Genomic DNA, 13,269 nt, shown 5'->3' with positions numbered 1-13,269 from the left:
CCTGAGTTGAAGAACTGCAATGGGGGGAATTAGCGGGTATAGCTCATTAATCGCTTTCATGGCGTCGTCCATATAAGGCTTTCCATTTTTGAGCGGTGATGGTGGGGTGTCTGTCCCCTTCTCCAGCCATAGGGCGGCGTAGTCGTGCAAACCGACTACATTTGTAACTGGCCGAGCCTGAGCGGATTGCCTGCTGGCACACGCGCTTGAATGCCGATGAAGGTTTGCCGTGGTTACGCGTGCAGTTAATGGATTGTGCGGTCAGTTGAGCCCACTCATCATCCGCATGGACGATTTGCGACTGGAGTGACTGATGAATCAACAAGGCAGCGATCCGCAAGAGCGGATTCCAGGCACTCCACCGCGGGGTACCGTGCGCAGCCTGTTGATCCCGGAGTGGCTCGACAGCTATCGGCCGGACTGGCTGCGCGGCGATGTGGTCGCCGGGCTGACAGCGGCGGCTGTGGTCATTCCCAAGGCGCTGGCGTACGCCACCATTGCCGGCCTGCCGGTGCAGGTCGGGCTGTACACGGTGCTGGTGCCGATGGTGATCTATGCCGTGCTCGGTTCCTCGCGCCCGCTCAGTGTCAGCACCACAACCACCCTGGCCATTCTCGCCGGCTCCGCGTTGGGCCAGATCAGCCCCGATGGCGATGCCGCGACCTTGCTGGCGGGTTCCGCCACGCTGGCGCTGATGGTGGGCGCGATCCTGATCGTCGCGGGGTTGCTGCGCCTGGGCTTCGTCGCCAATTTCATTTCCGAGCCGGTGCTGGTGGGTTTCAAGGCCGGCATCGGCGTGGTCATCGTGCTCGACCAGTTGCCCAAGCTGCTGGGTACTCACATCGAAAAAGGTGGCTTCCTGCACAACCTGGTGGCCACTGTGCAGAGTGTCGGCCATGCCTCGCTGCCAACCGTGGCGGTCGGCGTGTTCATGGTCTTGCTGCTGGTCGGCATGAAGCGATTTACCCCGCGAATGCCCGCACCCTTGATCGCGGTGGCGCTGGGCATCATCGCCATGAGCCTGCTGGGCCTGGAAAGCTTTGGTGTGTCCGCCGTTGGCCTGGTGCCAATCGGATTGCCAGCACCGACCCTGCCGGCATGGTCGATGGCCGAAACCCTGTGGCCTTCGGCGATGGGTATCGCGCTGATGAGCTTCACCGAAACCATCGCGGCGGGGCGCGCATTCGCCCGCAGTGACGAGCCCGCGCCACAGCCCAATCGTGAGCTGCTGGCCACCGGTGTTGCCAACATCGGCGGGGCGTTTCTCGGGGCCATGGTCGCCGGTGGCGGGACCACCCAAACGGCGGTGAACCGCCTGGCCGGCGCACGTTCGCAACTGGCCGCACTGGTCACCGCGGCACTGGCATTGGGCACTTGCCTGCTGCTGGCGCCGCTCATTGGCCTGATGCCCAACGCCACGCTCGCTGCCGTGGTGATCGTGTATTCGGTGGGCCTGATCGAGCCGGCGGAGTTTCGCGAGATCCTCTCGGTTCGCCGTACCGAATTCGCCTGGGCCGTGGTGGCCATGATCGGCGTGATGCTGCTGGGCACGTTGCAAGGGATCGTCGTGGCGATCGTGGTTTCGTTGCTGGCCCTGGCCTATCAGGTCTCGGACCCACCGGTGCACGTCCTGGGACGCAAGCCCGGCACCAACGTCTATCGCCCGCAGTCCACTGGCAACGCAGACGACGAGCACTTTGACGGGCTGTTGTTGCTCAGGCCCGAGGGGCGGATCTTCTTCGCCAATGCCGAGCGCATCGCCGAGAAGATCCGGCCGTTGATTGACAGGGCGACACCCAAAGTCGTGGTCCTGGACCTGCGCAGTGTGTTCGACCTGGAATACACCGCCCTGAAAATGCTCACCAGCGCGGAGCAGCGCATGAGCGAGAAAGGCATTTCACTGTGGTTGGTGGGCATGAACCCGAGTGTATGGGACATGGTCATCAAGGCACCGCTGGGCCATACGCTGGGCGAAGCGCGCATGTTCCTGAACCTGGAGCAGGCGGTTGAACATTACCAGCGCAGCAGACGCTGAATGAACGCGGCCGGGCGCACTCCGACCGCTGTGTGACGCATTGAAGGAGGTAACGGGCATGGCAAAGAAGAAGGCTGCATCGAAAAACAAACCGGCTGAAGGCGACAAGCTCAAGAACAAGGTGTATCTCGAGGAACTGGCGCGCTTGCATGTCGAAATGGTCAAGTTGCAGGAGTGGGTGCAGCACTCGGGCGCCAAGGTTTGCATCATCTTCGAGGGCCGGGATGGCGCCGGCAAGGGCGGGACCATCAAGGCGCTGACCGAACGGGTCAGTCCGCGGGTGTTCCGGGTGGTGGCGTTGCCGGCACCGACCGATCGGGAAAAAAGCCAGATGTATGTGCAACGTTATCTGCCGCACCTGCCGGCAGCCGGTGAAGTGGTGATCTTCGATCGCAGCTGGTACAACCGCGCCGGTGTAGAGCGGGTCATGGGATTCTGCAGCGAAGAGCAGGTGCGCAATTTTCTCACCTCGGTGCCGCGCGTCGAGCAGGCACTGGTCGAATCGGGAATCATCCTGATCAAGTACTGGCTTGAAGTGAGCCAGGAAGAGCAGACCCGGCGTCTCAAGGAGCGTATCACCGACGGGCGCAAGATCTGGAAACTGTCGCCGATGGACCTCAAGTCCTATAACCGCTGGTACGACTACTCTCGTGCCCGGGACGACATGTTCGAGGCCACCGACACCGATTTCGCCCCGTGGCGGGTCGCCAACTCCAATGACAAGCGGCGGGCGCGACTGAACATCATCAGTGATGTGCTGGGCAGTATTCCCTACGAGGATGTACCGCGGGAAAAAGTGAAGCTGCCCAAGCGCCAAAGTCCCGGCAACTATCGGGAGCCGGACTATCCGTTCAAGTTCATCCCGGAAAAATTCTGAGGTCTGCCGAGCTGTGCAGCCTGTGCTCGGTCATGGATGGTCGAGCACAGCAGTCGTGACGTCGGAGCCCACGCACTGCTGAAATACCGTATCGTCTGGTTTCACATCTGCTGTGCTCAATGGCGACTAACACACGAAAATAGTCTGCCTGTAGGAAGTTTCTTTAATTGTGTAGGGAAACTACTATTTCGAATGCAGGCAAGTTCTGAGCGTGGCGTAATATGGTTCTGTATTTGATTTTTATAGATGGTATAACTTCGTAAGATAGTTCAGTATTGCACCTCGCAATTGTTTGAGTTTTTGTTTCGGTAGTTGCGATTTCCTTTCGAGATGTTCATCTTTTGCCGCTGAGGCAAGCGTGCAAAATGTGTTCGCTCGCTTTTGTCATTGTTTTTGTAACGGTGTCATTGTTGCAAATGCCCATGGAGGTTTTATGGCTTCTGGTAGTTTCCAAAACGAAGTGCCCAAGGCACGGGTCAACATCAAGCTCGATTTGCATACGGGCGATGCACAGAAAAAAATTGAACTGCCGCTCAAGTTGATGGTGATGGGCGACTACAGTAACGGCAAGGAGCAGCGGCCGTTATTCGAGAGGAAAAAAGTCGCTATCGACAAGAATAATTTCGATAGCGTGCTGGCCGAATATGCTCCCGAGATCAAGCTGGCCGTGGCCAATACTTTGGTGGAGGACGCCAGCGAGACGTCGATCGATCTGAGCTTCCAGAGCATGAAGGATTTCGAACCGGAACAAGTGGCCCGGCAAATTCCGCAACTGCGCGCGCTGTTGGCAATGCGTAACCTGTTGCGCGACCTCAAGTCCAACCTTTTGGACAATGCCACGTTTCGTCATGAACTGGAGCGCATCCTCATGGATGAGGCACTCAGTGACGAACTGCGAGACGAACTGGCCGCCTTGGCTGTGGAAGAAGTCCGTTAATTCACCCCGGCTTGTTTAAAAGGAAGTTTGCAAAATGTCTATTGAACAATCTCACGCGCATTCGCGCGGCACTACAGTGTTGCCTGAGGAAAATAACGGCGTGTATGGCACGCTGTTTGGCAAGATCAATCTCAGCCCGGTAAAAGTGCTGGGCGAAATTGAAGTGTTTCAAAATTCCGAGGCGCTGTCGGACGTTTCTGTCGATGAGCGTGTGACGGCCGCGGTCAGTGTTTTTCTGAAGTTGATAAAAGAGTCTTCGCGCAAAGTCCGGCGTCTGGACAGGACACTGCTGGATGAACATATTGCCTCGCTGGATGCACAGATCAGCCGCCAACTGGACGCCGTGATGCATCACCCGGATTTCCAGCGGGTCGAATCCACCTGGCGCGGTGTGAAGTCGCTGATCGATCAAACCGATTTCCGCCAGAACGTGCGGATCGAATTGCTGGATATCAGCAAGGATCACCTGGTTCAGGATTTCGAGGACGCCCCGGAGATCGCGCAAAGTGGCCTGTATTTGCAGACCTACGCCCAGGAGTACGACACCCCGGGCGGTGAGCCGATCGCGGCTGCCATTTCCAACTTCGAGTTCGACCGCAGCCCGCAAGACATTGCCTTGCTGCGCAACATCTCCAAAGTCTCGGCAGCCGCGCACATGCCTTTCATTGGCGCCGTCGGCCCGGCCTTCTTTGGCAAGCGTTCGATGGAAGAAGTCGCCGCGATCAAGGACATCGGCAACTACTTCGACCGTGCCGAATACATCAAGTGGAAAGCCTTCCGCGACAGCGACGATGCCCGTTACATCGGCTTGCTCATGCCCCGTGTGCTGGGCCGCCTGCCATATGGCCCGGACACCGTTCCGGTGCGCAGCTTCAACTACATCGAAAGCGTCAAGGGGCCGGACCACGATAAATACCTGTGGACCAACGCCTCGTTCGCCTTCGCTGCCAATATGGTCAAGAGCTTCATTGCCAACGGCTGGTGCGTGCAGATCCGCGGTCCGCAGTCGGGTGGCGCGGTCACCGACCTGCCGATCCACTTGTACGACCTGGGCACTGGCAATCAGGTGAAGATCCCTTCGGAAGTGATGATTCCCGAAACACGCGAGTTCGAATTCGCCAACCTCGGTTTTATCCCGCTGTCGTACTACAAGAACCGTGACTACGCGTGCTTCTTCTCGGCCAACTCCGCGCAAAAACCGGCGTTGTACGATACCCCGGAGGCCACGGCGAACAGCCGGATCAATGCGCGCCTGCCGTACATCTTCCTGCTGTCACGCATTGCCCATTACCTGAAGCTGATCCAGCGCGAAAACATCGGTACCACCAAGGACCGGCGTTTACTGGAGCTGGAACTGAACAAGTGGGTCAGCGGGCTGGTCACCGAGATGAACGATCCGAGCGACTCGCTGCAGGCTTCGCACCCGTTGCGGGCTGGTCGGGTCACCGTCGAAGACATCGAGGACAACCCGGGTTTCTTCCGCGTCAAGTTGTATGCCGTGCCGCATTTCCAGGTGGAAGGCATGGACGTCAACCTGTCGCTGGTTTCGCAGATGCCCAAGGCGAAAGCCTGAGTCCTGCTCACACCCACGCCACTTCGCAGGGATACGACCTCATGAAAATCGACCGCCCCTTGTGGGCCGCGGGGGCCTTGCTGTCCCCGCAGCAATTCCAGCAGCAGGCGCGCTGGGAAGCCTGGGCCAACGAGTGTCTGGCTCGTCTGTCGCTGGTGCACCCTTGGGGCGTTCGCAGTGTTGCCTTCGACCTGGAAGCTCTGCGCCTGGGCACGCTCAAGGCCACCCGGCTCAATCTGCGGATGCCGGACGGTACCCTGATCGACAGCGACCAAGTGGATCGGCTGCCCCCCGGTCTCGACCTGTCGCGCCTGCAGACCGGTGACAGCCAGACAGCTACCTTGCTGCTGGCCCTGCCGCTGGAGCAGGCCAATGGCAACAATTGCCTGTTCGATGGCGGGGAAGGGGATCGGCCTACCCGATATCGCCAGGACTGGCGTCAGGTGCAGGACATCTACGCCGATGAAGTGCAATCGGTCGGCGTGCTGGAACAGGTGCTGAGCCTGCGCTTCGTACACGACGAGAACGGCGATTACCTGACCTGTCCCATCGCACGGCTGATGCGCGACGGGCAGGGCGCCTGGAGCCTTGACCCTGATTACATTCCGCCGTTGCTCAGTTTCGCCGCGCACCCGGGGTTGCTGACGCAATTGGATAACCTGTTGAGCCAGCTGTCCTCCAAACGCCAGCGACTGATGGGCATGCGCCGCGAAAGCAATCAACGCATGGCCGACTTCGCCGTTGCCGACGTGTCATTGTTCTGGCTGCTCAATGCCTTGAACACTTACCAGCCGGTGTTGGCCGATCTCAAGGCCTGGCCTGCGCGACCTCCCGAGCAGGTCTATCTGGAGCTGACGAAGCTGGCCGGCAGCCTGCTGACCTTTTCCCTCGAACACGATGTCGAGCAGATTCCGCCTTACCGCCACGAAGACCTGGAAAGTGTGTTCCCGCCACTTTTGCGCATGATCTCCACCTTGCTGGAGGCCAGCCTGCCTTCGCGGGTTATCGCCCTGACCCTTGAGGAAAGCTCTGCCAACCGCTGGCAGGTGCGACTCGACGACCCCCGACTGCGCGAGCCTGAAAGCGCCGATTTCTACCTGTCGGTACGCTGCCGCCTGCCCGCCGTGCAACTGCAGAGCCAGTTCCCGCGCCTGTGCAAGATCGGTACACCGGACGAAGTCGATCAACTGGTCAACGCCGCCCTCGACGGCGTGCCGTTGCAGTCCCTCAGCCATGTACCGGCGGCCATTCCCCTGCGCCTGGAAAACCAGTACTTCGCCCTCGACCTCAACCATGTCAAGGGCAAAGCCATTCTGGCTCAGGGCGTTTGTGCCTTCTACGTCCCGAGCACCCTGGCGGACGTCAAACTTGAACTGTTCGCGGTACTACGTGCATGAACCTGATCGAAACGAAAAAACACGACGCGGTTGATATCGACGCATTGCTGCAGGACAGCTTTCTGCTGGTGGTCGAGTTGCGGCAGGGGGCCTCGGCGCAAAACAGCGACGTGGTCAAAGCGCTTTGCGTGCAGCAGGTCGAGGGCGTTCGCCAGTCGCTTGAAAAGGCCGGCCTGGCGCAACGCAGCATCGACCATATCAGCCACGCGCAATGCGCGTTGCTGGACGAAACCATGCTCACTCTCACGCTCGATAAAGCCCATGCCAACTGGGCCAGCGAACCCTTGCAAACGAAGTTTTTCAATCGCCATCAGGCCGGGGTGTTCCTCTACGAGGACATGCGAGAGGTGCTGCGCGAACCAGAAGCGGACCTCCTTGTGCTGACAGCGTTCCAGCGGGTACTGACCCTGGGTTTCAAGGGCCGTTATGCCGATATCAGTGACCCCGAGCGCGAGCAATTGCTGACCGCCCTGAATGAGCGTGTCGCGCCTTTGAAATTGCATCGGCGCTCGACCGCGACGGTCAGCGGCAGTCGGGGCATGACGCTGTTCCCTGGATTGCGCTCGCCCCTGGTCAATGCCCTGGCAGCCGGCCTGTTGCTGGTCGCTCTCTGGTACGGGCTCGATCAGTGGCTGGGTGGCTTGGCGGCGACCCTGTTATCCGTGGACGCCTGAGGTGGGGTCAATGACGCTCAAACTCAAACAGGGGCTCTGGATGTGGGCCGGTGTACTGGCCCTGACGCTGCTGGCGATCATCCCGCTTGGCGGATGGACGCGCGGGGTTGGCGTCTTGATTGTTGTCGGCAGCGTCGCGCTGGCGTGGGTGCGGGCGGTGCGTCAGGCAGCAAAGCAACAGGAACTGCACGGTTCCCTCGATGATTTCACGCTGCCACCGGCGAGCTTCCGCCAACCCGTTGTGCTGGTCTGTGGCGATGGCCTGTCCAATCTGTTTGGTGAAGCGCACGCCGATCATCCGACGCAGCGTTTGACCCAGCAGGGGTGCTACCTGCGGGTTTCCAGTACGGAGCAACTGCCGGGGCTGGTCGACCGCATCATGACCATGCGCCCACAGTGGGGCGGACAGCTCGGGGTAATGCTCATCGTCAACCCGGGCGAGCACACCAATGCCGGGGTGTTGGCCGGGCAGGTGCGCACCTTCAATCATCAGGTCGCGCTGACACGCAAGCGCGGCTTTACCTTGCCGCTGATGCTGGTCAGCTATCTGCAGTCCCCTGCAGCCAAAGGGGCCTGGTTCAGTTGGGGCGCCGGCCAGGACCACTGCAACATTCTGCAGGCGGGGACCAGCTTCAGCCCGAATGACTGGTACCGGCAGTCCGCGCGCAGTGCAGTCCATACCCAACGTTTGCAGGCCGGCATACAGCTCAACAGTGCAGCTGCCTGGCTGGACGAACATGTCCTGGCGCACTTCACCCACCGTGAAGGTCGCCACGCTATCGGCCTGCCGCTGGTGTGGGCCTGTACCCTGGTGCCGACACTGCCCGGTTATGTGCCCGGCAACTTGTGGCGGCAATGGCAGCGGGACAAGACCGCGCTGCTGGACGCCGATGGCGCCAGTCAGGCAATGGGGGAGCCGTTGCCGTTTCCTGACCCTCTGCTGAGTCTGCTGCCCCGGCAGCCTCAACCATCGCCCAAGCGTGGCGCAATCGTGATCGCGGTATGGCTGTTCACGTTTGCCACCGTTGTCGCCCTGATCAGCTCGACCTGGCAGAACACCATGCTGCTGCGCCAGGTCAGTGACGACCTGCGGCGCTACACGTCCATTGCCCCGCCGACGCGTCTTGAGCAAGCCGAATTCGCCCGGCGCGAGGATGCGTTGAACGTGCTGCGCGAGGACGCGGTGCGACTGGACTCGTACTACCGCCTGGGCGCCCCCATGGCCCTGGGTTTTGGCCTGTATCACGGCGAGCGCCTGCGTGACCGGGTGTTGACGACCATAGCCGATCACAAGCAACCGTCGACCCGGCCGCTGGCGGCACGTACTGCGCGAACGGTGCGCCTGGACAGTCTGTCGCTGTTCAGCAGTGCCAGCGCCCGGCTCAAGCCCGAATCAACCAGGGTGCTGATCGATGCCCTGGTCGGCATCAAGGCCCAGCCTGGCTGGCTGATCGTCATCGCCGGGCATACCGATGCCGTGGGCAGCGACGAACACAACCTGCACTTGTCCCGTGCCCGCGCGGCAGCGGTACGTGAGTGGATGCAACGCATGGGTGGCATCCCCGACAGCTGTTTCGCGGTGCAGGGCTTTGGCAAGAGCCAGCCGATCGCGAGCAATGACACCGAGGCGGGGCGTCAGGCCAACCGTCGCGTCGATATCCGTCTGGTGCCGGAAGCGGGGGCCTGCGCGCTACCCACGGCCGGGGCCGACGTAAAACCCCCTGTCGCAAGCGCGGCATTTGTGTATTGAGAAAAGGAGATTCACATGGCAATTCCGGTTTACCTGTGGCTAAAACTTGATGCTAGCAACGAGATCAAAGGTTCAGTGAACGTAGATGGGCGCCAAGGCAGCATCGAGGTCGTCGCCCTGGACCACAACGTATACATCCCCACCGACAACAACACCGGCAAGCTGACTGGCACACGGGTTCATACCCCGTTCGTGTTTACCAAGGAGATCGATTGCTCCAGCCCGTATCTGTTCAGGGGAGTTACCGAAGGCACGACGCACGCGAGTGCCCAGTTCAAATGGTATCGCATCAACGAAAACGGCCAGGAAGTCGAGTACTACAACGTCTTGCTTGAAAATGTCAGGGTGGTGAAAGTCGCGTCGAAAATGCATGACATCAAGGACGTCAGCAAGGAGCGACACAACCATCTGGAACAGGTTGAGTTGCGCTACGAGCGGATCACCTGGACCTACAAGGACGGTAACGTCAGCCACATTGACTCCTGGGACGAACGCCAGAGCGCATAACCCTGAACAACCAGCAGGCAGGCGCCTGCCTGCTGGTTCCGGTGGGCTGGGTTGAGCGTCTGCTCGCGGACGCTCAACCCAGCCCATCCCGCCCTATATCGCCCCGACCGACCACCCGCTGAATCGTCAGCACAAGGACGTACCACCATGCCCCACAACTCCACGCGCCTGCTTCGCCGCCTCAACTCTTACTGCGCCCAGGCGCTTAGTGCAGCGGCCTCCTTGTGTCAAAGCCGAGCCCATGGGCGGATCAGCATCGAACACTGGTTGCTCAAGTTGCTGGAGCAGGGCGAGGGCGACTTGACCCTGATCGCCCGTCGTCATGAATGGGACATGGACGCACTGTGGCGCGGTCTGCTTGACCATCTCGACACCCTGCCGCGCAGCGTGCAAGGCAAGCCGCAGTTGTGCGGCAAGTTGCACAAACTGATCGAGAGCGCCTGGTTGCGCGCGTCGCTGGAAGGGCATGACAGCTTGCGCTCGGCGCACCTGCTGGGCGCGTTGCAGGACAGTCCGCAGCTGCTGGCTTGCGATGCGGCCTGGCCCATGCTGAGCCTCAGTGAAGTCCAGTTGCAGCAGTTGTCGACGCTGCTCGATCAACACTCCGAGGAACGCCCGCAAGTCCAACAGCAAAGTGCGTTGGACCAGCCCCCGGCACTGCCCATCTCCGGTGCTACCGCGCACGATGCCCTGCAAGCGGTGCTCGACAAATTCACCCAGGACATCACCGCCAAGGCGCGGGCCGGGCAGATCGACCCGGTGTTCGGGCGTGACGATGAAATCCGCCAGGTCATCGACATCCTCAGCCGGCGGCGCAAGAACAACCCGATTCTCGTCGGCGAGCCCGGCGTCGGCAAGACCGCGCTGGTCGAAGGCCTGGCCCTGCGCATCGCCGATGGCAACGTGCCCGACAGCCTCAAGACAGTCAGCGTGCGCACCCTGGACCTTGGCCTGCTGCAAGCAGGCGCCGGGGTAAAAGGCGAATTCGAACAACGCTTGAAAAACGTCATCGACGCCGTGCAGCAGTCGGCCAACCCGGTGCTGCTGTTCATCGACGAGGCTCACACCCTGATCGGCGCCGGCAACCAGGCGGGCGGGGCGGATGCGGCGAACCTGCTCAAGCCGGCCCTGGCCCGAGGCGAATTGCGCACCATCGCCGCGACCACCTGGAGCGAATACAAACAGTACTTCGAGCGTGATGCCGCGCTGGAGCGCCGTTTTCAAATGGTCAAGGTCGACGAGCCGGACGATGCCAGCGCCTGCCTGATGCTGCGCGGCCTCAAGGCGCGTTACGCCAGCCATCACGGCGTGCACATCCAGGACGCGGCGGTGCAGGCCGCGGTCAGCCTGTCGCGGCGCTACCTCACGGGCCGCCAGCTGCCGGACAAGGCCGTCGACCTGCTCGACACCGCAAGCGCGCGGGTGCGCATGAGCCTCGACTGCGAGCCCCAGGCACTGGTGCGGCTCAAGGCCCGGCATGCCGCGCTGGAGCTGGAGCGGCGTGCACTGGAACAGGATGTGCAACTCAATGGCAGCGACTTGAGCGAACGATTGACGCTGATCGCCGGGCAGCAGGTCGAGCTGCAACAACAGCAGGATGACCTGCTGCGCCAGTACCGCTACGAACTTGACCTGACCCGCCAATTGCTCGATGCGCGTCAGGCCGAACCGGCCCGCAGTGACCTCTGCGCGAAACTTCAGGAGCAATTGCTGCGGGCCCAGGGCAGCCAGCCAATGCTGTCCCTCGACGTCGATGCACGCAGTGTTGCCGAAGTGATCGCCGATTGGACCGGCGTGCCCCTGGGCAGTTTGCTCAAGGATGAACAGGCCAGCCTGCTGGACCTCGAACAGCAACTGGCCGAGCGGGTGATTGGCCAGGACCACGCCCTCGGTGCCCTGGCCCAGCGCCTGCGCGCGGCCAAGACCGGCCTGACCGAAGAGCAGGCGCCGCTCGGGGTATTTTTGCTGGTCGGCACCAGCGGCGTCGGCAAGACCGAAACCGCCCTGGCGCTGGCGGACTGCCTGTTCGGCGGTGATAAATCGCTGATCACCCTCAACCTGTCCGAGTACCAGGAAGCCCATACCGTCAGCCAGCTCAAGGGCTCGCCACCGGGTTACGTCGGTTACGGCCAGGGCGGCGTACTCACCGAAGCGGTGCGCCAGCGGCCCTATAGCGTGGTGTTGCTGGATGAAGTGGAAAAGGCCCACCGCGACGTACTCAACCTGTTCTACCAGGTATTCGACCGTGGCTTCATGCGTGATGGCGAAGGACGCGAAATCGACTTCCGCAACACTGTCATCCTGATGACCTCCAACCTCGGCAGCGATGAGCTGCAAAACGGACTGCGCGAACAGCCCGAGGCCAGCGACAGCGACCTGCACGAATGGCTGCGACCGCTGCTGCGCGAGCACTTCCAGCCGGCGTTGCTCGCCCGCTTCCAGACCCTGATCTACCGCCCGCTGCTGGCCGACGCGCTCAAGCCTATCGTCGCCCTCAAACTTGCCAAGGTCGCCAGGCGCCTGCACAGCCATTACGGCCTGACCTGCCAGATCGAAGATGGCCTGCACGATGCATTGGTCGCCGCCTGCCTGCTGCCCGACACCGGTGCGCGCAACATCGACAGCCTGCTCAACCAGCAGATTCTGCCGGTCCTCAGCCAACAGTTGCTGCAGCGTCAGGCTGCAAAATACAAAACCCTTGGCGTGACCCTGGGCTTTAGTGAAGAGGAGGGCATCACTCTGCAATTCACCGACGCGCCTTCCGCTGCCACGGAGGGCCAGCCATGAGCACAAATCTGCACACCCTCGTCGGCCACAACCGCTACACACTTCAGGTCGACAAACTCGACACCCACCTCGACGTCCTCGCCTTCGAGGGCCATGAGTACCTCAGCCAACCCTACCTCTACCGCATCGAATTCACCGCCAGCGACCTCGACATCGGCGCGGAAAAATTCATCGGCCAGTACGCCGAATTCAGCCTGTACGCCCCACCGTCCAACGTGCCCGTGTTCGACTGGGAAGTGCCCAAGCCGCGCACGCCCCTGCGCACGCTGTACGGCCGCATCACCGCCAGCCAGCGCCTGTCCGGCTCGGTCGACGAAGCCCGCTACGAAGTCACCCTGCAACCGCGCCTGGCCCTGCTCGACCGCGGCCAGCAAACGCGGATCTACCAGCACCAGTCCGTGCCGGACATCGTCAAAAGCATCCTGCGCGACCGCCATGGTCTGGACACCGGGCACTTCCGCTTCAACCTCAAGCGCGACTATCCGCAACGCGAGCAGGTCATGCAGTACCAGGAAAGCGACCTCGCGTTCATCAGCCGGATCCTCGCCGAGGTCGGCATCTGGTACCGCTGCATCCAGCACGAAGAGCTCGCCTTCGACGTCGTCGAGTTCTGCGACGACCAGCGCTGCTACCAGTTCGACGTCGAGCTGCCGCTGCGCTCGCCCTCGGGCTTCAGCAACAGCGTCGAGGACAGCGTCTGGGATCTGCAAACCCGGCACCGGGTGGTGGAAC

The 13,269-nt window shown here is 61.4% G+C and carries 10 protein-coding genes; all 10 read left to right on the top strand.

All coding sequences use genetic code 11. The features are described from left to right. Window positions 1-313 precede the first annotated feature (313 nt). Entirely contained in the window at window positions 314-2,035 is a 1,722-nt protein-coding gene (locus tag KGA88_RS25280) for a SulP family inorganic anion transporter (protein WP_110659590.1), read from the top strand. Between the two features lie 58 nt (window positions 2,036-2,093). Next, a complete protein-coding gene (gene ppk2, locus KGA88_RS25275) occupies window positions 2,094-2,912 on the top strand; it encodes a polyphosphate kinase 2 (RefSeq protein WP_223595009.1) in 819 nt (272 codons plus the stop codon). 433 nt (window positions 2,913-3,345) lie between these two features. Further along, the gene (gene tssB, locus KGA88_RS25270; RefSeq protein WP_223595054.1) at window positions 3,346-3,849 is read left to right on the top strand and encodes a type VI secretion system contractile sheath small subunit; all 504 of its coding nucleotides are present in this window, start codon (window positions 3,346-3,348) and stop codon (window positions 3,847-3,849) included. Between the two features lie 34 nt (window positions 3,850-3,883). Then, entirely contained in the window at window positions 3,884-5,422 is a 1,539-nt protein-coding gene (gene tssC, locus KGA88_RS25265) for a type VI secretion system contractile sheath large subunit (protein WP_223595007.1), read from the top strand. Window positions 5,423-5,463: 41 nt separating this feature from the next. Then, complete coding sequence (gene tssK, locus KGA88_RS25260; RefSeq protein ID WP_223595005.1) at window positions 5,464-6,819, top strand: type VI secretion system baseplate subunit TssK; 1,356 nt, start codon at window positions 5,464-5,466, stop codon at window positions 6,817-6,819. After that, window positions 6,816-7,493, top strand: coding sequence for a type VI secretion system protein TssL, short form (gene tssL / locus KGA88_RS25255; RefSeq protein WP_223595002.1), 678 nt, complete (start codon window positions 6,816-6,818; stop codon window positions 7,491-7,493). The genes tssK and tssL overlap by 4 nt, the downstream gene beginning before the upstream one ends. A 10-nt stretch (window positions 7,494-7,503) precedes the next feature. Continuing rightward, window positions 7,504-9,243 (top strand): OmpA family protein, encoded by a 1,740-nt coding sequence (locus KGA88_RS25250; RefSeq protein ID WP_223595000.1) that lies wholly within the window; start codon window positions 7,504-7,506, stop codon window positions 9,241-9,243. Between the two features lie 15 nt (window positions 9,244-9,258). Next, entirely contained in the window at window positions 9,259-9,750 is a 492-nt protein-coding gene (locus tag KGA88_RS25245) for an Hcp family type VI secretion system effector (protein ID WP_223594998.1), read from the top strand. Between the two features lie 147 nt (window positions 9,751-9,897). Continuing rightward, the gene (gene tssH / locus KGA88_RS25240) at window positions 9,898-12,537 is read left to right on the top strand and encodes a type VI secretion system ATPase TssH (RefSeq protein ID WP_223594996.1); all 2,640 of its coding nucleotides are present in this window, start codon (window positions 9,898-9,900) and stop codon (window positions 12,535-12,537) included. Beyond that, the coding region (locus KGA88_RS25235; RefSeq protein WP_223594989.1) for a type VI secretion system Vgr family protein at window positions 12,534-13,269 on the top strand (736 nt) is incomplete at its 3' end. The genes tssH and KGA88_RS25235, both read left to right, overlap by 4 nt.

It is taken from the genome of Pseudomonas sp. A-R-19, from assembly GCF_019956575.1.
In the GTDB taxonomy this organism is placed as follows: domain Bacteria; phylum Pseudomonadota; class Gammaproteobacteria; order Pseudomonadales; family Pseudomonadaceae; genus Aquipseudomonas.
This window is presented reverse-complemented; position numbering and strand designations above follow the sequence as displayed.

Bases quoted from the DNA above. Each gene is read 5' to 3' on its own strand.
- tssL (WP_223595002.1), top strand. From the start codon at position 6,816: ATGAACCTGATCGAAACGAAAAAACACGACGCGGTTGATATCGACGCA.
- ppk2 (WP_223595009.1), top strand. From the start codon at position 2,094: ATGGCAAAGAAGAAGGCTGCATCGAAAAACAAACCGGCTGAAGGCGAC.
- tssC (WP_223595007.1), top strand. From the start codon at position 3,884: ATGTCTATTGAACAATCTCACGCGCATTCGCGCGGCACTACAGTGTTG.
- tssK (WP_223595005.1), top strand. From the start codon at position 5,464: ATGAAAATCGACCGCCCCTTGTGGGCCGCGGGGGCCTTGCTGTCCCCG.
- tssH (WP_223594996.1), top strand. From the start codon at position 9,898: ATGCCCCACAACTCCACGCGCCTGCTTCGCCGCCTCAACTCTTACTGC.
- KGA88_RS25250 (WP_223595000.1), top strand. From the start codon at position 7,504: ATGACGCTCAAACTCAAACAGGGGCTCTGGATGTGGGCCGGTGTACTG.
- KGA88_RS25280 (WP_110659590.1), top strand. From the start codon at position 314: ATGAATCAACAAGGCAGCGATCCGCAAGAGCGGATTCCAGGCACTCCA.
- tssB (WP_223595054.1), top strand. From the start codon at position 3,346: ATGGCTTCTGGTAGTTTCCAAAACGAAGTGCCCAAGGCACGGGTCAAC.
- KGA88_RS25245 (WP_223594998.1), top strand. From the start codon at position 9,259: ATGGCAATTCCGGTTTACCTGTGGCTAAAACTTGATGCTAGCAACGAG.